Here is a 24,230-nt window from a genome sequence, read left to right on the forward strand (position 1 = left end):
AATTAGCGGTCCACATCTGACATAACAAAATCGATACTACCCAGATACACAATCAGGTCAGAGACCAGACTGCCGCGGATAGCGGCCGGGATCTGCTGCAAGTGCGCGAAGCTTGGCGTACGCACACGGGTACGGTAGCTCATGGTGCTACCGTCGCTGGTCAGGTAGTAACTGTTGATACCCTTGGTCGCTTCGATCATCTGGAAGGATTCCTGCGCCGGCATGACCGGGCCCCAGGAAACCTGCAGGAAGTGCGTGATCAGGGTTTCGATATGTTGCAGCGTGCGCTCTTTCGGTGGCGGCGTCGTCAGCGGGTGATCCGCTTTGAACGGGCCTTCCGGCATGTTGTTGAGGCACTGCTCAAGGATGCGCAGACTCTGGCGCAGCTCTTCCACTTTCAGCATCACACGGGTGTAGCAGTCGGAAACGCCGCCGCCAACCGGGACTTCAAAGTCAAAGTTCTCGTAGCCAGAGTAAGGACGGGCTTTACGCACGTCGAAATCAATACCGGTCGCACGCAGACCAGCCCCTGTTGTACCCCACTCCAGCGCTTCTTTAGCACCGTAAGCAGCAACGCCCTGGGAACGGCCTTTCAGGATGGTGTTACGCAGCGCGGCTTTCTCGTAAGAGGCCAGACGTTTTGGCATCCAGTCGAGGAATTCACGCAGCAGACGGTCCCAGCCGCGCGGCAGATCGTGTGCCACACCGCCGATACGGAACCAGGCCGGGTGCATACGGAAACCGGTAATCGCTTCTACCAGATCGTAGATTTTCTGACGGTCGGTAAAAGCGAAGAAGACCGGGGTCATCGCGCCAACGTCCTGAATGAACGTGGAGATGTAAAGCAGGTGGCTGTTAATACGGAACAGTTCAGACAGCATTACGCGGATGACGTTAACGCGATCCGGCGTGGTGATGCCTGCCAGTTTCTCAACGGCCAGCACGTATGGCATTTCGTTTACGCAGCCGCCGAGGTACTCGATACGGTCGGTATACGGAATGTAGCTGTGCCAGGACTGACGCTCACCCATCTTCTCAGCACCACGGTGGTGGTAACCGATATCCGGTACGCAGTCGACAATCTCTTCGCCATCGAGTTGAAGAATAATACGGAATGCACCGTGCGCAGACGGGTGGTTTGGACCGAGGTTAAGGAACATGAAGTCCTCATTTTCGGTACCGCGCTTCATGCCCCAGTCTTCCGGCTTGAAGGTCAGTGCTTCCATCTCCAGATCCTGCTTGGCTTTGGTCAGCTCAAACGGGTCGAATTCAGTTGCACGCGCCGGGTAGTCTTTACGCAGCGGGTGGCCGGTCCAGGTCTGCGGCATCATGATGCGCGTCAGATGTGGGTGGCCATCAAAGGTCATGCCGAACATTTCCCAGGTTTCACGCTCATACCAGTTGGCGTTCGGGAAAAGTTTAGTGATCGTCGGCAGATGCATGTCGTTTTCAGACAATGCCACCTTGAGCATGATATCCGTGTTGCGGTCTATTGAGATCAGGTGGTAGAAAACGGAAAAATCCGCAGCAGGGAGACCCTGGCGGTGGGTACGCAGACGTTCATCCATGCCGTGTAAGTCAAACAGCATGACGTATGGTTTTGGCAATTTCTTGAGGAAATCGACGACTTCCAGTAATTGTTCACGCTTCACCCAAACAACGGGTACCCCGGTGCGGGTGGCCTGAACAGTAAAGGCATCCGGCCCAAAACGGTTGCGCAGCTCGCCAATGACCGGGTCATCCAGATGATCCCGGGTTTGCCATGCGGCTTCTTGCGCGGTTAAGTCGGTCATATTGTTCACCATTGCAAATGGTCCGTGGTGACTGTCAAGCCTGGCTTCGCGCTATTTGAGTAGTGATATGCGAAGGTGTTCTCCAGGCCCACAGGCGCAAATTAAATTTCGTCAGGCGTACGCAGGTTGGTGACTGCAATACGTTCACCGCGTTTACGCTCGCGCTCAGACTGCATGTTGGCGCGATACACACCCTGATCGCCAACAACCCAGGAGAGTGGGCGGCGTTCTTTACCGATGGACTCCTGCAACAGCATCAGAGCCTGCATATAAGCTTCCGGACGTGGCGGACAACCCGGGATATACACATCCACCGGAATGAACTTATCAACGCCCTGCACAACGGAATAAATGTCGTACATACCGCCTGAGTTTGCACATGCGCCCATGGAGATAACCCATTTTGGCTCCAGCATCTGGTCATAAAGACGCTGAATGACAGGTGCCATTTTGGTAAAGCATGTACCGGCTACCACCATCAGGTCGGCCTGACGTGGGGAAGCACGCAGTACCTCTGCCCCAAAACGCGCAACGTCATGCACCGCAGTGAATGACGTCACCATTTCAACGTAGCAGCAAGAAAGGCCAAAGTTGTATGGCCAGATGGAGTTCTTACGACCCCAGTTGACCATATCGTGCATGGCGTGCTCGAGCTTGCCCATGTACACGCTTTTATTGACTTCTTGCTCCAGGGGGTCGGTTACGATCTCCTGTTTTTGCAGGGGGTAACGGTCATTCTCACCGTTAGGATCTATGCGGGTGAGCGTATAATCCATCTTATTGCCTCGCTGTTACTGCTGACGATTAGAGATACTGTTTTCCGGGTTGATGTGTTCACGGCGTGAACGCACAGGTGTCCAGTCCAGCGCGCCAATACGCACCAGATAAACCAGACCGGCCAGTAACACTAAAATGAAAATTGCGGCCTCGACAAAGCCCACCCAACCACTTTCGCGGATGGAGGTAGACCATGCGAAAAGGTAAAGCGCTTCCACGTCGAAGATGACGAAGAACATGGCTACCAGGTAGAACTTGGCAGACAGGCGTAAGCGAGCGGAACCTACTGAATCAATACCTGATTCGAAAGGTGTGTTTTTGTGCCTTGCGCGGGCGCGACCGCCCAGGAACCAGCCGCCGACTAACATCAGGCAGCACAGGCCAATGGCTACAATAAGAAAGATTGCGAATGCCCAGTGATGAGCGATGACTTCTGTGGATGTTGACATACTCATTGCTTACTCATCAAAAGTGATACCTACGACACTGCTCTTGCTGGCAGATGGGCATCACATCGATTCATGGGGAGGAACAAATAACCTTACACTAACTGTCGGAAATGAGGCGTAGACAGCAAAATGATGTGGTTTTTTACTCCTTTCTATAACCTTTTGTCAACTTTAACAAAGGTTTCTTCACATTAAATTACATCGAGCGATTCTCATTAACATTTCATGCCCTTTAACCCTGGTGGGTACCTGACTTTACGTCAAATGCATGTTGTTGAATCGTGTCCGTTTTGGAAGTAAAAAAAATAACCCTCCTATTTTGACAGGATTCGCCAACGATTCCTCCCCCCAAATAGGAGTATTTTCTTGATCTGAGACACGCTTTTGTTAATTCAATCAAAAAAACGGCAACATATTTCCCGTTTTTTTAACATGAGCACCCCAGAAAGGAACTGAGAACAGAAATTGTCTAAATTTTAAACCAATCACATCAACAGAATGATTATTAACGTTTATTTACCTAAACCTTAGTCAGGTGAAGGTTATTTTTGTCAAAAAAAAACCACTCCGTGAGAAAATCACGCGAGTGGCCTTTTTTTACACTTACATTTTGTTACCAGAAATTTGAGCTATTGATCACTCAAAATCCCCTTCAACCATCATAGAGTCGCCCCCCTCTTCGGGAGTAACATGCTCATATTGCCAGGGGTTGTGGTAATTCTCCATGGCCTCAAACACGACCTTCGCCAGCTCGTTATTGCTGGACGCATTGTGGCAGAGCAGGTATTCCGTCTCCGGCAGCACGGGAAGACCATCGGTTTTACCCAATACGCGAAGATCCGGGCTCATCATCTCTACCGGACGCGCCGTTACACCAAGCCCCGCTTTCACGGCGGCACGCACTGCTGGCAAGGTCGATGCCACATAAGCCAGACGCCACGGGATATTGGCTTCATTCAGCGCAGAAATCACCATATCGCGGAACGGGCTTGGATCATCGAGCAAGACCAGCGGAATAGCCTCACCTTTTTGCAGGACATATTCAGCTGCGCAATACCAATGCGTTGGTGAGGTCCGTAACGTCAGACAATCAAATTGCCCGGGACGGTGCGTAGTCACCACCAAATCAACTTCATTCCCCTTCAACATATCCACCATAAAGGCGTTACGTTTTACGCTAACATCCAGCGCAAGTTTCGGATAAACCGAACTAATTCGATTGAGAAGGAACGGCAATATGGTATCAGCGGATTCATCAGATGCGCCTAATGTTAGCACCCCCTGAAGGTTGCTAAACATTAATGACATACATGCTTCATCATTAAAGCGAAGTATTTTCCTGGCATAACCTAAAAGCTGAATACCGTGCTCAGTTAATAGCTTATTACGCCCATGGCGTGCAAAAAGCTCTTTACCGACCAGTTGCTCCAGCCTTTGCATCTGTTGGCTCACGGCTGACTGGGTACGGCATACTGCGGCAGCAGCTGCTGCAAAAGTGTTGAGATCGGCGACCGCAACAAACGTTCTCAGCAGATCGAGGTCGAGATTCATTATCGGACGATTTGCATTTATCATATCTATTCACTTACAGGTTGCTCGTGCGGAGCTGCCCGGGTTGAAGCTGTGTGTAACAGTTAAACAATTCCTTCTGAAGGATTTCCCTCGCATCCCGGCCCGGCAGACTGCCTGACAGATAGTTATTGTGCTGCTGTAAACCAACAGTCAGAAATCACGTTTCATGACGTTATTTTTATTCTCTTAAACGTTCAGGATATTTCGATGTTTGCAGGTTTATGTAAATTCCATTAAAGGAAACGCACATTTTCTGCCATCTTGATCGCAGCGCTGTTAACGTAGCAAGAAGTGGTTTACACATTCCGGCCAGAGATAACTCTAACAATAACAATCAATTATATAAGAAAAGTTGATTCAGATAGGCAATACATGAGTATCTCTCATCTACTCTCCTGAAAGACATCTTAACCCAAATCCACTTTATTTATAAGTATTATTGCAATATTCAGGATTTAACAGGGTTGATAAGCAACTTAACTAATTTTATTAAAATTAACGAAAGTTGCATTTTCATCGGTAATAATAAATAAATTTTAATTTAGATTAAGGTTATTCATTAATAACACTTAACATTAAATTTACATGGACAACTTTTAACCCAGTTAATCAATATAATGCGCAACACCCCTAAAACTCAGGTTTTACGAAAAGTCACGCGGGGCAACTGCTCGCCTGCTCCCCGCCTTGCGGGTCTGAGCTTTATTTATTTCAGCATAAAATGCAACAAAATAAGACCCATAAAGCACAATAAACCTAATTCCACATTGCAGACGTTACTTTAAGGCAGGTAAATCGTTTGTGAATAGCGGAATAGATTACAAAGAATTTACCCCGTTGTGCAAAATCTTCTTCTGTACGCCCTTCAAAACGAAGCGAGGTGGGAGTACATTGTTCCGTGCTGACTTCCACGGCAGGGAGTGGCAATAATAGCGAAAAGGTTAAAGGTTCATGTCCCCTATCGAAAAATCCAGCAAACTAGATAACGTCTGTTACGACATTCGCGGCCCGGTTCTCAAAGAGGCAAAACGTCTCGAAGAAGAAGGCAACAAGGTTCTGAAGCTCAACATTGGTAACCCCGCGCCATTTGGTTTTGAAGCGCCGGATGAAATCCTGGTTGATGTGATCCGCAACCTGCCTACTGCGCAAGGTTATTGCGATTCCAAAGGACTCTACTCAGCACGTAAAGCCATCATGCAGCATTATCAGGCCCGTGGGATGCGTGATGTCACCGTGGAAGATATCTATATCGGTAACGGCGTTTCCGAACTGATCGTGCAGGCGATGCAGGCACTGCTGAACAGCGGTGATGAAATGCTGGTACCGGCACCGGATTACCCACTTTGGACGGCTGCTGTCTCGCTGTCCAGCGGTAAAGCGGTGCACTACCTGTGCGACGAATCCTCAGACTGGTTCCCGGATCTGGATGATATCCGCGCCAAAATCACCCCTCGTACGCGCGGGATCGTGATTATCAACCCGAACAACCCAACGGGTGCGGTGTACTCCAGAGAACTGCTGATGGAGATCGTAGAGATCGCCCGCCAGCACAACCTGATCATTTTCGCTGACGAAATCTACGACAAGATCCTGTACGACGCAGCGCAGCACCACTCTATCGCCGCACTGGCGCCAGACCTGCTGACCGTCACCTTCAACGGCCTGTCAAAAACCTACCGCGTGGCGGGCTTCCGTCAGGGCTGGATGGTACTGAACGGCCCGAAAAAGCACGCGAAAGGCTATATCGAAGGGCTGGAAATGCTGGCCTCTATGCGCTTGTGCGCAAACGTCCCGGCGCAGCACGCGATCCAGACGGCGCTAGGCGGTTACCAGAGCATCAGCGAATTTATTGTCCCTGGCGGGCGCCTGTATGAACAGCGCAACCGTGCATGGGAGCTCATTAACGACATTCCGGGTGTGTCCTGCGTGAAGCCGAACGGCGCGCTCTATATGTTCCCGAAAATTGATGCGAAGCGCTTCAATATTCATGACGATCAGAAAATGGTGCTCGATTTCCTGCTTCAGGAGAAAGTTCTGCTGGTTCAGGGTACTGCGTTTAACTGGCCGTGGCCGGATCACGTGCGCATCGTTACCCTGCCGCGTGAAGATGACCTGGAAATGGCTATCAGCCGCTTCGGGCGCTTCCTCTCGGGTTATCATCAGTAACGTTGGCTTTCTGCCGGGTGGCGCTGCGCTTACCCGGCCTACAACACCTTCAGATTTGCATCTTCCCTCCCCTCCCCGCACAATGAAGCCTGTCGCTGTGAAGACAAAAGGTAACCTATGAGTCAGAGTCATTTCTTTGCCCACCTCTCCCGCCTTAAGCTCATCAACCGCTGGCCGCTGATGCGCAATGTGCGTACTGAGAATGTGTCAGAGCACAGTTTGCAGGTGGCGATGGTCGCCCACGCGCTGGCCGCCATTAAAAACCGTAAATTTAACGGACAGGTCAACGCAGAACGCATTGCCCTGCTGGCGATGTACCACGATGCGTCAGAAGTTCTGACGGGGGATTTACCCACTCCGGTGAAATATTTCAATTCGCAGATTGCTCAGGAATATAAGGCCATCGAGAAGATTGCCCAGCAGAAGCTGATCGACATGGTGCCGGAAGAGTTACGTGATATCTTCGAGCCGCTTATCGATGAGCACAGCTACACCGAAGACGAGAAATCGCTGGTGAAGCAGGCAGATGCGCTGTGCGCCTATCTGAAATGTCTGGAAGAGCTATCCGCGGGGAACAACGAATTTCTTCTGGCAAAAACGCGTCTGGAAAAAACGCTCGAAGCCCGCCGCAGCGATGAGATGGATTATTTTATGCAGGTGTTTGTGCCAAGCTTCCATTTATCGCTGGACGAAATTAGCCAGGATTCGCCGTTGTAATTTTTGCCGGGTGGCGGCTTCGCCTTACCCGGCCTGTGTTTCTGCGCTCGCGCTAAAATGGGAATAAAACCGGAATTAACACCACGCACACCACCATCACCAGCACCGTGAAGGGAACCCCAATCTTCACAAAATCACTGAATTTATAGTTCCCCGGCCCCAGCACCAGCGTGTTAACCGGTGAAGAAACGGGGGTCATGAACGCCGCCGATGCAGCCATCGCCACCATCATGGCAAATGGATAAGGGGAGACGCCCATTGATTTTGCCATCGCCAGAGCAATAGGCGCCATTAATACGGCAGTTGCGGTGTTCGAGATAAACAAGCCAATTGCGGCGCACATGACAAACAAGCACACCATCATCAAGTAAGGCCCGTAGCCCCCACCAACGTCCATCAGCCCTTTCACAATCAAATCCACACCACCGGTTTTTTGCAGCGCCAGCGCAAAGGGCATCATCCCGACGATAAGAATAATGCTAGGCCAGTGAACGGCTTTGTAGGCACTTTCCGCATCGATGCAACGGAATTTGCCCATCAACAGACAAGCAATAATTGCCGCCACCGGATTGGGGATCTCATCGGTCAGCATCAGGGCGACCATCAGCACCAGGCAAAAAATCGCATGAGGTGCCTGGCTGTGAGCCGGAGAGGCATCGCTCTCTTCAACCGGCATGTTGAGCACCACAAAATCACGGCCTTTTTGTCCCAGCTGGCTAATCAGCTTCCAGTTACCTACCACCAGGAAGATATCCCCCAGCAGAATAGGTTCATCGACCACGGCACCCTCAAGCGCCACGCCGTCACGCTTCAGGCCAACCACATTCAGGCCGTAGCGGGTACGAAAGCCAATTTCACGCACGGTTTTACCCAACAGTTCCGATTCCGGGATAAGAGAGACTTCCGCCATGCCCACATCCAGCGCCTGATCCGAAAAGTACTCGCCGCGCAGAACCATAGGCTCAAGCAGTTGCTCGCTGCAAAACTCGCGCAGGTCGACGTCTGCCGTGGACATATCAATCAGCAAAACGTCGCGCGCACGGAATTCTGATACCCCGTTAACGTTAACAATCACCCGACGAAAGCGACGCCAGCGCTCCACACCGATAACGTTCGCACCGTAGCGCTCGCGCAGCCTGAGGTCATCCAGCCGCTGCCCTACCATCGGTGAACCCGGGCGGATCGCCAGGCGGCGGGCGCGGCCAGTCAGGCGATACTCTTTAATCAAATCGCGGAAGGTGCGCCGCTTCCAGCCGTCTTTCGATTTATCCTGTTTTTCGCCCTTCAGCGCAAAACGGGTTAGCAGCATGTAGATAACGCCCAGCACCAGAATCACCAGTCCGAGCGGGGTGACGCTGAAAAAGCTAAACCCCTGCAACCCTTCGCGGATTAACTCACTGTTGACCACCAGGTTTGGCGGCGTGGCCACCAGCGTCATCATGCCGCTGATTAGCCCGGCAAAGCTCAGGGGCATCATCAGACGTGACGGCGAGGTCTGCATTCGCATAGAGACACTGAGGACGACCGGAATAAAAATGGCCACCACGCCGGTAGAGCTCATAAACGCGCCCAGCCCGGCTACGGTCACCATCAGGTAGACCAGCATTTTAGTTTCACTGTTGCCCGCGACCTTGACCAGCCACGCCCCCATAATGGTCGCCACTCCGGTACGCACCAGGCCATCGCCGATAATAAACAGGGCCGCAATCAGAATGACGTTAGGGTCGCTAAACCCGGAGAAAGCTTCAGGCAGCGTGAGCGTGCCGCTCAATACAAAGGCAACAATCACAAACAAGGCGACGGCATCCATGCGCACCTTGCCTGTGGCAAAGAGAATAATGGCGATTAAAAGCAGGCTGAGGACCCAAATCAGTTCACCGTTCACAACATATCCTTGTCTGAGGGAGCAGAAGAAAAGAGTGCCATAAAAAAGCCCCAACAAAGTGGGGCTAAATCATGGGATTACATTTTCAGCGAGACAGTTACAATTCCGTCTGGCGACTTAGAAACTGCAATCGCCGTCAGCGAACTGAGGACAAAATCGACGTCGTCCAGCCGGGGAGAGTCCGCCGGTACGTTAACCGCGATAACGTGGCTACCGGCATTCAAACCTGCCAGAACACCGGCCGCAGCATCTTCCACCACGACACAGTCTGCGGGTGCAAGCCCCAGTAACTCCGCGCCCAGTAAGAATGCGTCAGGCTCTGGTTTGCCGCGCTTAACGCGCTCTGCGGTGATAAACACTTCAGGCTTCGGTAAACCTGCCGCTTTATGACGCGCATGAGCAACCGGGATTGAACCGGACGTCACGATAGCCCACGGGATGTGCGCTTCGTTCAGATGCTCAAGCAGTTCACGCGCACCAGGCAGTGCAACGATCCCGTCAGTATCCGTCGCTTCAATTTGCTCAAGATAGTTGAACTCCGCCTGAATCTCTTCCTCAGAACTCCCCGCCAGGAAGTGGCGCAATGAGGTAATGGCCTGTTTGCCATGGATGAAATTCAATACTTCCTGGTGGTCTATGCCATGCCTGTCGGCCCAATGGCACCAGGAGCGCTCCACAACCGGCAGCGAATCCACCAGCGTACCGTCCAGATCAAACAGAAAACCTTTACACTGCACATCCACCTCCGTCAGGCATTAATGACTTGTTGAATTTCGTTGCTGCTTAAATGGTACTGGCGCGGGCAGGAGTGCCAGACGCTCAACATACGCTGGTATTTTTCCCACATTGGGGTCTGCGCATTAAAGCCGTGCGTGCCTGCATCAAAGTGGGTATAGCGCCCTTCTGTGTTCACCATAAAGCGCACATAGCTGAGATAACGCGCTTCGGTTGCGGCATCAAAGCCGAGGAACGTCACGCGACGCTCATCGATGGACTGCTGATCTTTGAGATTGGCCCAGGACACGTGCAGCGCGTGATACATCTCCATGATGTCGATCACGATGCGGCAGGTTTCTTCTTTAAGCTCGCCGAACTCGCGATCCAGTTCGCGCATTTGCAAACCAAACCCGCGTTCAACGATAGTCTGCAAGCGGCTGTAGCGCTCAGCGTTGTCGGGATCAAGCATAGTCATCATCTTGTACTGGTTAGACAAAATCAGACGTTGAGCATGGGTCATTTCCATCTTTCGACTCCTGTAGCGCATTGCACTGTAAAAAAAAGACACGGTAACTGTTTGTTACTGTGCCTTCTTTTATTAGTCGTTTCGATGATCAATCACAAATCATCGAGGAATGTTTTATCAAGTTGTTTAAATGCCCGCTTGAGGGTATCGGCCAGCGCCTGATAATCCGGTTTACCTTCTACCGGTGCCAACGCCTGCCCTGCCTCTTCAAGTTTTCCGCGCACTTCATAAAACCAGTGTAAAATTGTTGGTGGCAACGGCGTGACTGAACGTTTACCTAACCACCACAGGCCCTGCATCGGCAGGCTTAGCGCGAACAGCGCGGTAGCAACGGCTGGCCCAAGCTGACCACCCAGTGCGATTTGCCAGCACAGGGTAAAGATAGCCACTGGCGGCATAAAACGAATCGCATAGCGCGTGGCGCGGATCACGCGATTCTCAACGAACATTGGCGCAAGGCGCTTTTCCATGGGCCACGTCTTTGCGTAATGCTGGCCCCGACGAAACAGACTGAAAAAGCTCACGGAGGGGATCTCAGGTGTCGACATGGCTGTACCTCAACTTCACATATAAAAATTAAAATTTTCGTGCAAAACCACAACAAGCTATGACAACGTTCAAAATATTTTGTCATCGCTACCCAGTATCGGGTATTCTGTGCCAGCCTCATAGGGCCTTAGACGAGAATCGTTAACTCGTCAAATTATCGCATATTATGCCATTGTCTGAAAAATGTTCAAAATGGCATAAAATCATATGTATTTCTTCCATCATGCCAGAATGTTCGTTCGGCATGATGTTAATCATAAATGTCTGGGTCCGATTGCGTTACGCTTCACGACTCACTGACGTTTTTTTAGCCACGTATCAATAATAGGTACTTCCATGTCGAGTAAGTTAGTACTGGTTCTGAACTGCGGTAGCTCCTCACTGAAATTCGCCATCATCGATGCGCTCAACGGTGACGAGTACCTCTCTGGTTTGGCCGAATGTTTCCACCTGCCAGAAGCACGTATCAAGTGGAAGATGGACGGCAGCAAACAAGAAGCGGCTTTAGGTGCAGGCGCCGCTCACAGTGAAGCGCTGAACTTTATCGTTAACACTATTCTGGCACAAAAACCAGAACTGTCTGCTCAGCTGACTGCGATTGGTCACCGTATCGTCCACGGCGGCGAAAAATACACCAGTTCCGTTGTGATCGACGAATCTGTGATCCAGGGCATCAAAGACTCTGCATCCTTCGCACCGCTGCACAACCCAGCTCACCTGATCGGTATCGCTGAAGCACTGAAATCCTTCCCGAATCTGAAAGACAAAAACGTGGCCGTGTTCGACACCGCGTTCCATCAGACTATGCCGGAAGAATCTTACCTCTATGCCCTGCCGTACAGCCTGTACAAAGAGCACGGCGTTCGTCGTTACGGCGCGCACGGCACCAGCCACTTCTATGTGACTCAGGAAGCGGCAAAAGTGCTGAACAAGCCAGTTGAAGAGCTGAACATCATCACCTGCCACCTCGGCAACGGTGGTTCTGTTTCTGCTATCCGCAACGGTAAATGTGTTGATACCTCCATGGGTCTGACCCCTCTGGAAGGCCTGGTGATGGGTACGCGTTCCGGTGATATCGACCCGGCGATTATCTTCCACCTGCACGACACCCTGGGCATGAGCGTTGATCAGATCAACAAGATGCTGACCAAAGAGTCAGGCCTGCTGGGTCTGACCGAAGTGACCAGCGACTGCCGTTATGTTGAAGACAACTACGCAGATAAAGAAGACGCTAAACGTGCAATGGACGTTTACTGCCACCGTCTGGCTAAGTACATCGGTTCTTACACTGCACTGATGGACGGCCGTCTGGATGCGGTTATCTTCACCGGTGGTATCGGTGAGAACGCAGCAATGGTCCGTGAACTGTCCCTGGGTAAACTGGGCGTTCTGGGCTTCGACGTTGATCACGAACGTAACCTGGCTGCCCGCTTCGGTAAGTCTGGTTTCATCAACAAAGAAGGCACCCGCCCTGCTATCGTTATTCCAACTAACGAAGAGCTGGTCATCGCGCAAGACGCGAGCCGTCTGACTGCCTGATTCCACACCGCCAGCTAAGCTGGCGGTGCTGTTTTGTAGCCCGCCCAATTTCGGCGGTAACGAAAGAGGATAAACCGTGTCCCGTACTATTATGCTGATCCCTACCGGAACCAGCGTCGGCCTGACCAGCGTCAGCCTTGGCGTTATCCGTGCTATGGAACGCAAAGGCGTTCGTCTGAGCGTCTTTAAGCCAATCGCCCAGCCACGTGCCGGTGGCGATGCGCCAGACCAGACCACCACCATCGTGCGTAAGAACTCCAATCTGCCAGCGGCTGAACCGCTGAAGATGAGCCACGTTGAATCTCTGCTCTCCAGCAACCAGAAAGACGTGCTGATGGAAGAGATCATCGCCAACTACCACGCGAACACTCAGGACGCAGAAGTGGTTCTGGTTGAAGGCCTGGTTCCTACCCGTAAACATCAGTTTGCCCAGTCTCTGAACTTTGAGATTGCGAAAACGCTGAACGCAGAAATCGTCTTCGTGATGTCCCAGGGTACTGATACCCAGGAACAGCTGAAAGAACGTATTGAGCTGACTCGCAGCAGCTTCGGCGGCGCGAAAAACACCAACATCACCGGCGTTATCGTTAACAAACTGAACGCTCCGGTTGATGAGCAGGGCCGTACTCGTCCTGACCTGTCCGAAATCTTCGACGACTCTTCCAAAGCGAAAGTGGTTAAAGTGGATGCGGCTCAACTTCAGGAAGCGAGCCCGCTGCCAGTTCTGGGCGCAGTGCCATGGAGCTTTGATCTGATTGCGACCCGTGCAATCGATATGGCCCGTCACCTGAACGCAACCGTGGTTAACGAAGGCGACATCAACACTCGCCGCGTGAAGTCTGTTACCTTCTGTGCGCGCAGCATTCCGCACATGCTGGAACACTTCCGTGCAGGTTCCCTGCTGGTGACCTCTGCTGACCGTCCTGACGTACTGGTTGCCGCGTGTCTGGCCGCGATGAACGGCGTGGAAATCGGTGCCATCCTGCTGACCGGTGCTTACGAAATGGACCCACGCGTAAGCAAGCTCTGCGAGCGTGCTTTCGCCACTGGCCTGCCAGTATTCATGGTGAACACCAACACCTGGCAGACCTCTCTGAGCCTGCAAAGCTTCAACCTGGAAGTGCCGGTTGATGACCACGAGCGTATCGAGAAAGTTCAGGAATACGTGGCAAGCTACATCAACGCAGACTGGATCGAATCCCTGACTGCGACCTCCGAGCGCAGCCGTCGTCTGTCTCCTCCGGCATTCCGTTATCAGCTGACCGAGCTGGCGCGTAAAGCGGGCAAACGTGTTGTTCTGCCAGAAGGCGATGAACCACGTACCGTTAAAGCAGCTGCCATCTGTGCAGAGCGCGGTATCGCGACCTGTGTGCTGCTGGGTAACCCGGAAGAGATCAACCGCGTAGCGGCCTCTCAGGGCGTTGAGCTGGGTACAGGCATTGAAATCGTCGATCCAGAAGTGGTTCGCGAAAGCTATGTTGCACGTCTGGTTGAGCTGCGTAAGAGCAAGGGCATGACCGAAGCCGTTGCGCGTGAGCAGCTGGAAGACAACGTTGTGCTGGGTACGCTGATGCTGGAACAGGACGAAGTTGACGGCCTGGTTTCTGGTGCAGTTCACACCACTGCAAACACCATTCGCCCGCCATTGCAGTTGATCAAAACTGCACCGGGCAGCTCTCTGGTGTCTTCTGTGTTCTTCATGCTGCTGCCTGAACAGGTTTATGTTTACGGTGACTGCGCGATCAACCCGGATCCAACCGCAGAACAGCTGGCTGAAATCGCGATCCAGTCTGCTGACTCCGCGATTGCATTCGGTATCGAACCACGCGTGGCGATGCTCTCCTACTCCACCGGTACTTCTGGTGCAGGTAGCGATGTAGAGAAAGTTCGCGAAGCGACTCGTCTGGCACAGGAAAAACGTCCTGACCTGATGATCGACGGCCCACTGCAATACGACGCCGCCGTTATGGCAGACGTTGCGAAATCTAAAGCGCCGAACTCTCCGGTTGCAGGTCGCGCTACCGTGTTCATCTTCCCGGATCTGAACACCGGTAACACCACCTACAAAGCGGTACAGCGTTCAGCTGACCTGATCTCCATCGGGCCAATGCTGCAGGGTATGCGCAAACCTGTGAACGACCTGTCTCGTGGCGCGCTGGTAGACGATATCGTCTACACCATCGCTCTGACCGCGATCCAGTCTTCACAGCAGCAGTAATTAGGACCGTAGGCCCGGTAAGCGTTAGCGCCACCGGGCAACAAAAAGGCGACCACATGGTCGCCTTTTTTATTACAGCAGCTCTCTCGCCGCCGACACAATGTCATGTGCCGTCAGGCCGTACTCTTTTTGCAGGAAATCCTGCGTACCCACCTGGCCGTAACGCTCCTTCACGCCCACGCGCCGCATCGGCACCGGACAGGTCTCCACCAGCACCTCCGCGACGGCTGAACCCAGCCCGTTATGGATGCTGTGGTTTTCGCAGGTGACGATACGCCCGGTTTTCTCGGCATAATTCTTCACTAACATGCGATCAATCGGCTTCAGGGTAAACATGTCGATGACCGCAGCGCTCACCCCTTCCTGCTCAAGCTGACGCGCAGCTTCCAGCGCTTCTGCCACCATAATACCGTTAGCAATCAGGGTAATGTCGGTTCCTTCGCGCAGCACGTTGCCTTTACCGATGGTGAACGTCGAGCCAGGCGCATAGACGCTCGGCGCCTGTTTGCGGATGGTGCGCACCCAGTAAAAGCCTTCGAGGTCGATAAGCTGGCGCAGCACGTCTTCAAACATCACCGCATCAGTCACTTCCAGCACCACCGAATGGGCCAGGCCACGCACAATGCCCATATCCTCGAACGACATGTGCGTGCCGCCGTTGTGACAGGCCGTCACGCCCGCGTCAGATGCAATAACTTTCACGTTGTTGCGCTGGTAATCCAGGGACATAAACAGCTGGTCAAAACAGCGACGGCTGGCGAACGCGGTAAAGGTATGCACGAAGGGTTTACGCCCGGTGAGAGACAACCCTGCCGCCGTACCAATAACGTTCGCCTCCATGATGCCGCAGTTGATCACCTGCTGCGGGTAATCACGCGCCACACCATCCATTGCCATAGAGCTCATCAGATCTGCTTCCAGGGCGATGATTTTGCTCCCGGCCTCAATCTGATTTGCCACAAAACCGGCGTAGACTTTACGCATCTCTACGGCATCTTTTTGTCCTGCGGGTGCAACCTTAATCATGTGAAGCCTCCAGTTGGCGGATTGTCTCGTTGAGTGCCGCTTTGCTCTCTTCGGTCAATCGCAGGTGGTGCGAATTGCTGAGCTGCTCCAGATACGGCACCCCCTGCCCTTTAATGCTGTCGAGGATCACCACCCGCGGACGTGCATCGGCTTCCGGTATCAGGGATGTCACCTCCAGTAGCGCCGGGATGTCATCGCCTTTTACCGTCACCACGTCATAGCCAAAGGAGCGGAACTTTCCTTCCAGGTCGAAAGCGCTGATGATTTCGTCCAGCTCGCCATCAAGCTGCTGTTTGTTCCAGTCGACGAACACCGTCAGGTTGTTCAGGCGATGGTGGGCGATAAACTGGAAGGCTTCCCAGCACTGTCCCTCGTTCAGCTCGCCGTCACCGACGATGCAGAAGACCCGGTTTGGCCTGCCTGCCAGCTTGTGCGACAGCGCCATACCGCCCGCAATGGAGATACCCTGTCCCAGCGAGCCGGTGGTGGCATCCACGCCGCGCGTTTTCAGGCGGTCCGGGTGGCTTGGCAGCCGCGTACCGTTTTGGTTGAGCGTGCTCAGCTCTGCAACCGGGAAGTAGCCCTTGATCGCCAGCGTGCTGTAGAGCGCCGGACCCGCGTGCCCTTTCGACAGCACAAAGTAGTCTCGCTCTGGCCAGTCCGGATCGGCCGGGTCAATTTTCATTACCGCGCCGTACAGGACGGCCAGCGTTTCGACCACCGACATACTGCCGCCATAGTGGCCAAAACCCAGCTGCGTCAGTGATTTCAGGGTTTCAACGCGGATATCACGCGCCAGTTGGGTGACTTCAGTTACATTCATGATTTGGCTCCGGTGTTTTCCTGCGCATTACCGCCCGCAGATTTGTTTTTAGCGAACACGTTGTACGCCACCAGCAGCGCGAACAACGCAACAACAAGCCCGGTGATCGTCATTGGCGACAGGAAGCGTGCGAGGTTGCCCAGCACAATCCCGACCGCGCCGAAGTCAGCGTCGGAGAACGTAGTGTTGGCAAAACCAATCGCTCCCAGAACCGGCAGCAGCAGTACAGGCAAGAAGGTGATCAGCAGGCCGTTGGCAAACGCGCCGATCATTGCCCCGCGGCGTCCGCCGGTGGCGTTACCAAACACGCCCGCCGTTGCGCCGGTGAAGAAGTGCGGTACCACGCCCGGGAGGATCAGCACCCAGCTGAACTGACCGCAGATGAACAGCCCAACCAGACCACCGAGGAAGCTGAACAGAAAGCCGATCAGCACCGCGTTTGGCGCATACGGGTAGACCACCGGGCAGTCCAGCGCCGGGCGCGCATTCGGCACCAGTTTTTCCGAGAAGCCGGTAAAGGCCGGGACGATTTCCGCCAGAATCAGTCGCACACCTTGCAGGATAATGAACACACCCGCCGCAAAGGTAATCGCCATGATGATGGCGTACACCAGGTAGTTCTGGCCGCCGCTGAAGGTTGCTTCTACATATTCACGCCCGGCACTGACTGCCATGATCAGGTAGATAATCATCATGGTCAGGGAGATAGAAATGGAGCTGTCACGCAGGAAGCTGAGGTTCTTCGGCAGGTTCATCTCTTCGGTTGAACGCGAACCTTTGCCGAACTTGCTGCCAATCCAGCCTGAAAGCACATAGCCAAGCGTGCCAAAGTGGCCGAAGGCGATCTCATCGTTGCCGGTAATACGCTTCATGTAACGCTGCGCCAGCGCCGGGAAGAACGCCATGATCAAGCCCAGGATCAGCGAGCCGGTGAACACCAGGCCGACACCTTCAAACCCAGCAACCGTCAGGATCACGCCAATCATGCACGCCATATAGAAGGTGTGGTGTCCGGTCAGGAAGATGTACTTCAGGCGGGTGAATCGCGCGACAATAATATTCGCCACCATCCCGAAAGCCATAATCAATGCCGTGGATGCACCGTATTTCTCCAGCGCAATAGAGACAATGGCTTCGTTATTAGGGATGATGCCCTGAATAGTGAAGGCATGTTCAAACATTCCGCCTAATGGATTTAACGAGCCCACCAGTACCGTTGCGCCGCCGCCCAGAACAATAAAACCCAGAATGGTTTTAATTGTGCCTTTAACGACATCGGAAAATGCTTTTTTCTGCGCAACCAGACCAATTAACGCAATTAAGCCAACCAGCACCGAAGGGACTTTTAATATATCAACAACGAAATTCAGCGTTTCAAGGATAAACATATCCACCTCGCCTGATCAGGGTTTATTGTTTCGCGAACCAGGCACGCAGTTGCGTTTCGAGTTCGTTGATATCGATGATGTTATTGATCACCACCAGTTGGCTTTGCGGCACGCTGGCACTGGCCGCAATGTCTTTTGCCATCACAAACAGATCGGCGGCGCCCGGCGTGGCGGATGAGAGATCGGAGTGTTCAACCTCTGCGTCAATTTCCAGTTTTTTAAGCACCTTTTTAATATTCATTTCGACCATAAAACTACTGCCCAGGCCAGAACCGCAAATAGCCATGATTTTCATTGTTATCCCCTTTTTTGAGTAGAGTACGCCCCATCACGCTTTCGCGTAATGTTGTGACTTATCGGTTTAAAGTAATTAAATCAGAAGCGGTCGATAATCTTTTTAATATCCTCCAGCGTATTCACCTGATGCAGTTCAGTCATATCCTCGTCGCTGGAAAATAACTCCGCCAGCGCCGATATCATTTCAATATGGCTATGTTTATCGGGGGCAGCCAGCATCACGATCACATCAACGGGATCGAATTCTCCGGCGCCAAAAGACACTCCATGTTTCAGTTTTAATAATGACAGTCCAGGTCCTTTTGCCCCCTCTTCTGGTCGCGCATGTGGCATAGCCAGCCCTGGTGCCAGCACATAATAGGGCCCGAGCTTATGGTGCTGCTCAACGATTGCCGTCACATACTCCGGCGCGATCACCTGCATGTCGAGCAACGGTTTTGCACACAGCTCCAGCGCCTGAGGCCAGCTTTCTACGCTGTCCTGAAGGGTAATGGTTGTATCATATATCCAGCTTTTGAGCACTTTGCTCTCCCGGTGTTACGCAAAAGATGAGCAAACTTTATTCAACACCTGAATACTTGACTGCGATCATGATCACAAAGATAGCGCTACCAATCACTAACATTCAGAATTGTGATAGCGCTATCAAATTGTAATCAATGTGTGAAATCACAGAAAATAAAGGGATTTAAGGCGTATACTGCCTGTCACGTGAAGCGAAGGATGAAATGAGTCGCGACTGGTCAGCAGGAAGGTGTATGTCTCTAACCCGAAAACGACGTAGTACCGGTAAAGTGACACTTGCCGATGTTGCACAACTTGCTGGTGTGGGCACGATGACCGTGTCCCGTGCATTACGCACACCCGAACAGGTTTCCGATAAACTACGTGAGAAAATTGAAGCCGCTGTGCAGGAGCTGGGGTATATGCCCAATCTGGCCGCCAGCGCGCTGGCATCGGCCTCCTCATGGACGATAGCGATGGTTGTTCCCAATCTTTCCGAAGCGGGTTGCTCGGAAATGTTTGCCGGTTTACAGCAGGTACTGCAACCCGCGGGCTACCAGATAATGCTGGCAGAATCTCAGCATCGTCTTGAACAAGAAGAGAAATTGCTCGAAACCTTGCTGGCGTCAAACATAGCCGCCGCAATTTTACTCAGCGTAGAACATACTGATACCGTGCGCCACTGGCTGAAAAATGCCTCCATTCCGGTGATGGAAATGGGGGCAATGCGTGCCGATCCTATCGATATGAATATCGGGATCGACAACGTGGCCGCCATGTATGAGCTGACGGAGATGCTTATCCAGCGTGGCTACCAGAACATCGGTCTGCTGTGCGCCAATCAGGAGCAGTGGATTTTCCAGCAGCATTTGCAGGGCTGGTACAAAGCCATGCTGCGCCACCATATGTCGCCTAATCGGGTGATTAATGCCGCCATGCCACCTAATTTCTCAACCGGCGCGGCACAACTGCCTGAGTTTTTACTGGCCTGGCCTGAGCTGGATGCGCTGGTGTGCGTCTCGGATGAGCTGGCCTGCGGAGCGTTGTACGAATGTCAGCGTCGCCGCATCAAAGTGCCGGACGAGCTGGCGGTGGTCGGGTTTGGTGATAGCGATGTGAGCCGGGTCTGTCAGCCACCGCTGACCACAATGGCCGTGCCACATCGTAAGATTGGTATTGAAGCGGGAAAAGCGCTGCTGGAACGTCTTAATGACGGAGACTGGAGCGATCATAAACCTATCGCCTCCAGCCTGTGTTTGCGCGAGAGCTGCTGAGGCTTATTCAGCCTCTTCCTGTTTCTCGGGTTTTGCGGATTCGTTGTTGGCATTGCGGCTCATCCACAGCGCCAGCGCTTTTAACGAATCTGGGGTGAATTCGTCGCAGCGTGCGGTGATCTCTTCCGGGGTCATCCAGCTTACTTCGCTGACTTCTTCTTCCTGAAGCGCAAACGGCCCGTGGGATACGCAGCTGAACAGCCCGCCCCAGACGCGGCAATTTTCGTCTTCAAAATAGAACTGACCGTGCTCGGCAAACGGCACGCCCGCAATACCTAACTCTTCTTCGGCTTCACGACGGGCTGACTCCAGCAACACTTCGTCTGCCTGAACGACGCCGCCCGCAGTGGCATCCAGCATCCCGGGGAGGAAATCTTTGGTGTCCGTGCGACGTTGTACCAGGATTTTGCCCATACCATCATGAACCACGATATAGGTCGCACGGTGGCGCAGACGCTCTGCACGCATCTGCGCGCGGCTTGACTGCGCGATCACTTCATTGTCTTCGTTGACAATGTCTACCCACTCTGTACTTGCCAAATGACTCTGCTCCACCATCGGGAAACCTTTTCGTCTGAGCGCTCTTACGGCGCGTTTGCAGTTGAGGTGTAACTTACGGATTAATCGTTACCTGCGCAATAACTTGCTGATCATTAAGTGCGATAACGCTTAACGTATTCTCATCCAACATGCCGTAGCTCGCCGGATATCCGCCTTTCGGAATGCTCACCGAACCGGGGTTAAAGTGATAAATCTCCCCACGTTTTTCCGCTACCGGAATATGAGTATGACCATAAACCAGGACATCGCCAGCGGCGAGCGCGGGGAGATTGTCCGGGCTAAAAAGATGACCGTGAGTCAAAAAAAGACGGCATTTTTCCAGCAGAACCTGCTGCCAGGGTGCCGTCATGGGGAAATGCAGCAACATCTGGTCAACTTCGCTGTCGCAATTACCGCGAACCGCAATAATACGCCCAGCAACCGTGTTGAGCTTCTCAGCCACCTGCGCCGGGGCATACCCTTCCGGTAGCGCATTGCGCGGGCCATGGTTTAACACATCGCCCAGAATAACCAGCCACTGCGCCCGGCTTTGTGCGAACAGAGACAACACTTGCTCTGTTGCGGGCAGCGACCCGTGAATATCCGACGCAAACATAAGTTTCATCAGCCACTCCTCAGGAAAACAGACTGCCCTATCATACCTGAAGCCTCAGGTCTTATCAGCCCGCACGCTTAGCGGAGAGTGCCACAAAGCGCTGTACTGACGCACGCTGCCACTGGAATGTCGCATAATCCACCAGCAACTGAGGAACCTCGTCGCCGTTGAGGATAAGCCGGTTCAACATCAGCGCCAGGTCGACATCGGCAATGCACCATTCGCCAAACAGATTCGGATTACCGTGGGCCAGCAGCGACGATGCGGTATCAATGAGTTTACGCGCGCTGGCAAGACCTTCCTCACTGAGCGCAGGTTTTTTCACCCCGGCAAAGACCACATCGGTGGAGCGCTCCACACGGATCGGCACCAGATCGCTGCGTAACCATGCCTGGATCTGACGCGCCCGCGCACGCTTCTGGAGATCGTGCGGGTAGATGCGTTCCCACTCTGGCGGCGCAAACCGATCTTCCAGGTATTCCGCAATCGCCGACGATTCGCTGAGCTCGAACCCGTCAATTTCCAGCACCGGCACGCGGCGAGTCAGCGTGTAGCCCTGCCATTCTGGTTTCAGGTGGGCGCCACTGTTCAAATCAACGGTTTTAAGCGTAAACGACAGGCCTTTTTCGGCCAATGCGACGTACGCGCTCATCACATATGGGGAAAAGAAATCGGCATCGGACCACAACGCAATTGCAGGTTGGTTCATAATTTCCTCATCGACAGACTGGTTTTCACTCAACATATAATCTCTTTGCTTCCCTGTCACTTGATGAAAACTCACGATTTACAACAAGCACCTATACTCGTTTTTATCGCCCGGCACTTTGTCATAACAGGAGTTGAGAATGATAGACCTCTACTATGCCCCTACCGCGAATGGTCATAAGGTCACCCTCTTTCTGGAAGAAGCAAACCTGGACTACCGGATCATCCGCGTCGATATCAGCAAGGGCGACCAGTTCAGACCGGATTTTCTGGCCATCTCCCCCAATAACAAAATTCCTGCCATCGTCGATAACGCGCCAGCAGACGGCGGCAGACCGCTTAGCCTGTTTGAATCGGGCGAGATATTGCTGTATCTGGCAGAGAAAACCGGCAAACTTCTCAGCGGTGAATTGCGTGAACGCCACCACACACTGCAATGGTTGTTCTGGCAATCGAGCGGGCTCGGGCCCATGCTGGGGCAAAATCACCATTTTAATGCCTTCGCGCCGCAGCTCATCCCCTACGCGATAGAGCGCTATCAGGTTGAGACACAAAGACTTTATGGCGTGATGAATCGTCGACTGGAAAAATCCCCCTGGCTCGGTGGCGATCATTTCAGCATTGCCGATATTGCCTGTTGGCCGTGGATAAATACCCACGAACGGCACCGGATTGACTTAGCCACCTACCCGGCGGTGAATAACTGGTTCGAGCGCATCCGCACGCGCCCGGCCACCGAGCGCGCCCTGCAAAAAGCGCAGCAGATTTAAACACCTGCCCCTCTTGGGCAGGTGTTATATCCTCATGTATCATAGAAGAAATAATGACACGGAGAAGACCTGCAATGTCGCAACATGACGCTATTATTCGCATCAAAAACTTACGCTTACGCACCTTCATCGGTATCAAGGAAGAAGAGATCGCCAACCGCCAGGATATCGTCATCAATGTGGCTATCCACTACCCGGCCGACAAAGCCCGCGCCAGCGAAGACATCAACGACGCGCTGAACTATCGCACCATTACCAAAAGCATCATCCAGTACGTTGAGAACAACCGCTTCTCTTTGCTGGAAAAATTAACTCAGGATGTGCTCGATATCGCACGCGAACATCATTGGGTCACTTATGCTGAAGTAGAGATCGATAAACTTCACGCCCTGCGTTACGCCGACTCTGTCTCCATGACGTTAAGCTGGCAACGCCAGGCGTAAACCTGGAGGTTGTATGAAGATTCTGCTGACTGGCGGCACTGGTCTGATTGGAAGCCATCTCATTCCTCGCCTGCAAGCGTTACACCACGAGATAACCGTTGTCACCCGCAGCCCGGAAAAAGCGCGTCAGGTGCTGGGAACAGGGGTCAACATATGGAAAAGTCTGGCAGAACAGCAGAATCTTGACGGCTTCGACGCCGTGATCAACCTTGCCGGCGAACCCATCGCCGACAAACGCTGGACGGAAGAGCAAAAACAGCTGCTGTGCAGCAGCCGGTGGAACATCACCGAAAAGCTGGTGGAGCTTTTCCGCAACAGCCATACCCCGCCAGCCGTGTTTATTTCAGGCTCCGCTGCCGGTTATTACGGCGATCTGGGTGAAGTGGTGGTGACCGAAGAGGAACCACCGCATAACGAATTTACCCATAAACTCTGCGCCCAGTGGGAACGCATCGCCTGCACCGCGCAGAGCGATAACACCCGCGTATGCCTGCTGCGCACCGGCGTGGTGCTGGCGCCAAAAGGCGGCATTCTGGCGAAGATGCTTCCCCCCTTTCGGCTCGGCCTGGGTGGGCCTATCGGTAATGGCCGTCAGTATCTTGCCTGGATCCATATCGACGATATGGTAAACGGCATTCTCTGGCTGCTGGATAACGATCTGCGCGGGCCGTTCAATATGGTGTCGCCCTATCCGGTACGTAATGAACAGTTTGCTCATGCGCTGGGTCATGCGCTGCATCGCCCGGCGATATTGCGCGTGCCTGCCACGGTAATCCGGTTAATGATGGGCGAAGCGTCTGTGCTGGTGCTCGGCGGGCAGCGCGCACTGCCAAAAAGGCTGGAAGCGTCGGGATTTGCGTTCCGCTGGTACGACTTAGAAGAGGCGCTAGGGGATGTGGTACGGTGAATGTGCTACAGTGATACGCCATGTTC

The 24,230-nt window shown here is 53.0% G+C and carries 24 protein-coding genes; 8 read left to right on the forward strand and 16 right to left on the reverse strand.

Annotation, left to right across the window (positions count from 1 at the left end; translation table 11 throughout):
- Positions 1–2: 2 nt before the first annotated feature.
- The 4 genes from nuoC to lrhA form a co-directional block, all read right to left on the reverse strand.
- The gene (nuoC, locus tag N1249_RS15165; protein ID WP_014071108.1) at positions 3–1,805 is read right to left on the reverse strand and encodes an NADH-quinone oxidoreductase subunit C/D; all 1,803 of its coding nucleotides are present in this window, start codon (positions 1,803–1,805) and stop codon (positions 3–5) included.
- Between the two features lie 89 nt (positions 1,806–1,894).
- Positions 1,895–2,569: an NADH-quinone oxidoreductase subunit NuoB gene (gene nuoB / locus N1249_RS15170; RefSeq protein ID WP_003861482.1), complete on the reverse strand. Its 675-nt coding sequence runs from the start codon at positions 2,567–2,569 to the stop codon at positions 1,895–1,897.
- Positions 2,570–2,584: 15 nt separating this feature from the next.
- Complete coding sequence (gene nuoA / locus N1249_RS15175; RefSeq protein WP_014071109.1) at positions 2,585–3,025, reverse strand: NADH-quinone oxidoreductase subunit NuoA; 441 nt, start codon at positions 3,023–3,025, stop codon at positions 2,585–2,587.
- Positions 3,026–3,655: 630 nt separating this feature from the next.
- Positions 3,656–4,594, reverse strand: coding sequence for a transcriptional regulator LrhA (lrhA, locus tag N1249_RS15180; protein ID WP_259830660.1), 939 nt, complete (start codon positions 4,592–4,594; stop codon positions 3,656–3,658).
- A 948-nt stretch (positions 4,595–5,542) separates the two neighbouring features.
- Between lrhA and alaA the strand changes: the two genes are divergently transcribed.
- On the forward strand, positions 5,543–6,757 hold the full coding sequence (alaA, locus tag N1249_RS15185) for an alanine transaminase AlaA (protein ID WP_259830662.1): 1,215 nt from the start codon (positions 5,543–5,545) through the stop codon (positions 6,755–6,757).
- A gap of 117 nt (positions 6,758–6,874) precedes the next feature.
- The gene (yfbR, locus tag N1249_RS15190; protein ID WP_014071111.1) at positions 6,875–7,474 is read left to right on the forward strand and encodes a 5'-deoxynucleotidase; all 600 of its coding nucleotides are present in this window, start codon (positions 6,875–6,877) and stop codon (positions 7,472–7,474) included.
- A 52-nt stretch (positions 7,475–7,526) separates the two neighbouring features.
- Here yfbR and N1249_RS15195 read toward each other — a convergent pair whose 3' ends face one another.
- The 4 genes from N1249_RS15195 to yfbV all read right to left on the reverse strand — a co-directional run bounded on the left by N1249_RS15195 (position 7,527) and on the right by yfbV (position 11,150).
- Positions 7,527–9,359 (reverse strand): SLC13 family permease, encoded by a 1,833-nt coding sequence (locus tag N1249_RS15195; RefSeq protein ID WP_259830669.1) that lies wholly within the window; start codon positions 9,357–9,359, stop codon positions 7,527–7,529.
- 77 nt (positions 9,360–9,436) lie between these two features.
- Complete coding sequence (locus tag N1249_RS15200; RefSeq protein WP_259830678.1) at positions 9,437–10,096, reverse strand: sugar phosphatase; 660 nt, start codon at positions 10,094–10,096, stop codon at positions 9,437–9,439.
- Between the two features lie 11 nt (positions 10,097–10,107).
- A complete protein-coding gene (locus N1249_RS15205; RefSeq protein WP_259830680.1) occupies positions 10,108–10,602 on the reverse strand; it encodes a YfbU family protein in 495 nt (164 codons plus the stop codon).
- 92 nt (positions 10,603–10,694) lie between these two features.
- The gene (gene yfbV, locus N1249_RS15210; RefSeq protein ID WP_014071115.1) at positions 10,695–11,150 is read right to left on the reverse strand and encodes a terminus macrodomain insulation protein YfbV; all 456 of its coding nucleotides are present in this window, start codon (positions 11,148–11,150) and stop codon (positions 10,695–10,697) included.
- Positions 11,151–11,487: 337 nt separating this feature from the next.
- Between yfbV and ackA the strand changes: the two genes are divergently transcribed.
- Positions 11,488–12,690: an acetate kinase gene (gene ackA / locus N1249_RS15215; RefSeq protein WP_014071116.1), complete on the forward strand. Its 1,203-nt coding sequence runs from the start codon at positions 11,488–11,490 to the stop codon at positions 12,688–12,690.
- A gap of 76 nt (positions 12,691–12,766) precedes the next feature.
- Positions 12,767–14,908: a phosphate acetyltransferase gene (pta, locus tag N1249_RS15220; protein WP_259830683.1), complete on the forward strand. Its 2,142-nt coding sequence runs from the start codon at positions 12,767–12,769 to the stop codon at positions 14,906–14,908.
- A 72-nt stretch (positions 14,909–14,980) separates the two neighbouring features.
- Here the strand turns inward: pta and N1249_RS15225 are convergent, their stop codons facing one another.
- The 5 genes from N1249_RS15225 to N1249_RS15245 form a co-directional block, all read right to left on the reverse strand.
- A complete protein-coding gene (locus N1249_RS15225) occupies positions 14,981–15,934 on the reverse strand; it encodes a transketolase family protein (RefSeq protein ID WP_259830685.1) in 954 nt (317 codons plus the stop codon).
- Positions 15,927–16,757 carry a transketolase gene (locus tag N1249_RS15230; protein ID WP_259830688.1) on the reverse strand — a complete coding sequence of 277 codons (831 nt, stop codon included), beginning with the start codon at positions 16,755–16,757 and terminating at the stop codon, positions 15,927–15,929. The genes N1249_RS15225 and N1249_RS15230 overlap by 8 nt, the downstream gene beginning before the upstream one ends.
- Complete coding sequence (locus tag N1249_RS15235) at positions 16,754–18,145, reverse strand: PTS ascorbate transporter subunit IIC (protein ID WP_259830689.1); 1,392 nt, start codon at positions 18,143–18,145, stop codon at positions 16,754–16,756. Before N1249_RS15235 ends, N1249_RS15230 begins: the two co-directional genes overlap by 4 nt.
- A 22-nt stretch (positions 18,146–18,167) precedes the next feature.
- Positions 18,168–18,440: a PTS sugar transporter subunit IIB gene (locus N1249_RS15240; protein ID WP_259830690.1), complete on the reverse strand. Its 273-nt coding sequence runs from the start codon at positions 18,438–18,440 to the stop codon at positions 18,168–18,170.
- 80 nt (positions 18,441–18,520) lie between these two features.
- A complete protein-coding gene (locus N1249_RS15245) occupies positions 18,521–18,964 on the reverse strand; it encodes a PTS sugar transporter subunit IIA (RefSeq protein ID WP_259830692.1) in 444 nt (147 codons plus the stop codon).
- A gap of 236 nt (positions 18,965–19,200) precedes the next feature.
- Between N1249_RS15245 and N1249_RS15250 the strand changes: the two genes are divergently transcribed.
- Complete coding sequence (locus N1249_RS15250; RefSeq protein WP_259830694.1) at positions 19,201–20,220, forward strand: LacI family DNA-binding transcriptional regulator; 1,020 nt, start codon at positions 19,201–19,203, stop codon at positions 20,218–20,220.
- A 3-nt stretch (positions 20,221–20,223) separates the two neighbouring features.
- On the opposite strand, the gene yfcD is transcribed toward N1249_RS15250, so the two are convergent.
- The 3 genes from yfcD to yfcF are packed head-to-tail and all read right to left on the reverse strand — an operon-like array spanning position 20,224 to position 22,085.
- Positions 20,224–20,778: an NUDIX hydrolase YfcD gene (yfcD, locus tag N1249_RS15255; RefSeq protein ID WP_182061875.1), complete on the reverse strand. Its 555-nt coding sequence runs from the start codon at positions 20,776–20,778 to the stop codon at positions 20,224–20,226.
- A 55-nt stretch (positions 20,779–20,833) separates the two neighbouring features.
- The gene (gene yfcE, locus N1249_RS15260) at positions 20,834–21,385 is read right to left on the reverse strand and encodes a phosphodiesterase (RefSeq protein ID WP_014071125.1); all 552 of its coding nucleotides are present in this window, start codon (positions 21,383–21,385) and stop codon (positions 20,834–20,836) included.
- A 55-nt stretch (positions 21,386–21,440) separates the two neighbouring features.
- The gene (gene yfcF, locus N1249_RS15265; protein WP_166716425.1) at positions 21,441–22,085 is read right to left on the reverse strand and encodes a glutathione transferase; all 645 of its coding nucleotides are present in this window, start codon (positions 22,083–22,085) and stop codon (positions 21,441–21,443) included.
- A gap of 139 nt (positions 22,086–22,224) precedes the next feature.
- Between yfcF and yfcG the strand changes: the two genes are divergently transcribed.
- The 3 genes from yfcG to N1249_RS15280 all read left to right on the forward strand — a co-directional run bounded on the left by yfcG (position 22,225) and on the right by N1249_RS15280 (position 24,204).
- Positions 22,225–22,854: a GSH-dependent disulfide bond oxidoreductase gene (yfcG, locus tag N1249_RS15270; RefSeq protein ID WP_259830696.1), complete on the forward strand. Its 630-nt coding sequence runs from the start codon at positions 22,225–22,227 to the stop codon at positions 22,852–22,854.
- Between the two features lie 74 nt (positions 22,855–22,928).
- On the forward strand, positions 22,929–23,297 hold the full coding sequence (gene folX, locus N1249_RS15275; protein WP_182061879.1) for a dihydroneopterin triphosphate 2'-epimerase: 369 nt from the start codon (positions 22,929–22,931) through the stop codon (positions 23,295–23,297).
- A gap of 13 nt (positions 23,298–23,310) precedes the next feature.
- Positions 23,311–24,204, forward strand: coding sequence for a TIGR01777 family oxidoreductase (locus N1249_RS15280; RefSeq protein WP_259830699.1), 894 nt, complete (start codon positions 23,311–23,313; stop codon positions 24,202–24,204).
- Positions 24,205–24,230 lie beyond the last annotated feature (26 nt).

The sequence above is a fragment of the Enterobacter sp. CP102 genome (genome assembly GCF_025152625.1).
GTDB classification, from domain to species: domain Bacteria; phylum Pseudomonadota; class Gammaproteobacteria; order Enterobacterales; family Enterobacteriaceae; genus Enterobacter; species Enterobacter soli.

Excerpts from the sequence above, each read along its gene's own strand:
- nuoB (WP_003861482.1), bottom strand. The coding sequence starts at position 2,569 with ATGGATTATACGCTCACCCGCATAGATCCTAACGGTGAGAATGACCGT.
- alaA (WP_259830662.1), top strand. The coding sequence starts at position 5,543 with ATGTCCCCTATCGAAAAATCCAGCAAACTAGATAACGTCTGTTACGAC.
- N1249_RS15225 (WP_259830685.1), bottom strand. The coding sequence starts at position 15,934 with ATGATTAAGGTTGCACCCGCAGGACAAAAAGATGCCGTAGAGATGCGT.
- yfcD (WP_182061875.1), bottom strand. The coding sequence starts at position 20,778 with ATGGTGGAGCAGAGTCATTTGGCAAGTACAGAGTGGGTAGACATTGTC.
- yfcE (WP_014071125.1), bottom strand. The coding sequence starts at position 21,385 with ATGAAACTTATGTTTGCGTCGGATATTCACGGGTCGCTGCCCGCAACA.
- yfcF (WP_166716425.1), bottom strand. The coding sequence starts at position 22,085 with ATGAACCAACCTGCAATTGCGTTGTGGTCCGATGCCGATTTCTTTTCC.
- yfbR (WP_014071111.1), top strand. The coding sequence starts at position 6,875 with ATGAGTCAGAGTCATTTCTTTGCCCACCTCTCCCGCCTTAAGCTCATC.
- nuoC (WP_014071108.1), bottom strand. The coding sequence starts at position 1,805 with ATGGTGAACAATATGACCGACTTAACCGCGCAAGAAGCCGCATGGCAA.
- N1249_RS15235 (WP_259830689.1), bottom strand. The coding sequence starts at position 18,145 with ATGTTTATCCTTGAAACGCTGAATTTCGTTGTTGATATATTAAAAGTC.
- nuoA (WP_014071109.1), bottom strand. The coding sequence starts at position 3,025 with ATGAGTATGTCAACATCCACAGAAGTCATCGCTCATCACTGGGCATTC.
- N1249_RS15250 (WP_259830694.1), top strand. The coding sequence starts at position 19,201 with ATGTCTCTAACCCGAAAACGACGTAGTACCGGTAAAGTGACACTTGCC.
- lrhA (WP_259830660.1), bottom strand. The coding sequence starts at position 4,594 with ATGATAAATGCAAATCGTCCGATAATGAATCTCGACCTCGATCTGCTG.
- folX (WP_182061879.1), top strand. The coding sequence starts at position 22,929 with ATGTCGCAACATGACGCTATTATTCGCATCAAAAACTTACGCTTACGC.
- N1249_RS15280 (WP_259830699.1), top strand. The coding sequence starts at position 23,311 with ATGAAGATTCTGCTGACTGGCGGCACTGGTCTGATTGGAAGCCATCTC.
- ackA (WP_014071116.1), top strand. The coding sequence starts at position 11,488 with ATGTCGAGTAAGTTAGTACTGGTTCTGAACTGCGGTAGCTCCTCACTG.
- N1249_RS15240 (WP_259830690.1), bottom strand. The coding sequence starts at position 18,440 with ATGAAAATCATGGCTATTTGCGGTTCTGGCCTGGGCAGTAGTTTTATG.
- yfbV (WP_014071115.1), bottom strand. The coding sequence starts at position 11,150 with ATGTCGACACCTGAGATCCCCTCCGTGAGCTTTTTCAGTCTGTTTCGT.
- N1249_RS15230 (WP_259830688.1), bottom strand. The coding sequence starts at position 16,757 with ATGAATGTAACTGAAGTCACCCAACTGGCGCGTGATATCCGCGTTGAA.
- N1249_RS15205 (WP_259830680.1), bottom strand. The coding sequence starts at position 10,602 with ATGGAAATGACCCATGCTCAACGTCTGATTTTGTCTAACCAGTACAAG.
- yfcG (WP_259830696.1), top strand. The coding sequence starts at position 22,225 with ATGATAGACCTCTACTATGCCCCTACCGCGAATGGTCATAAGGTCACC.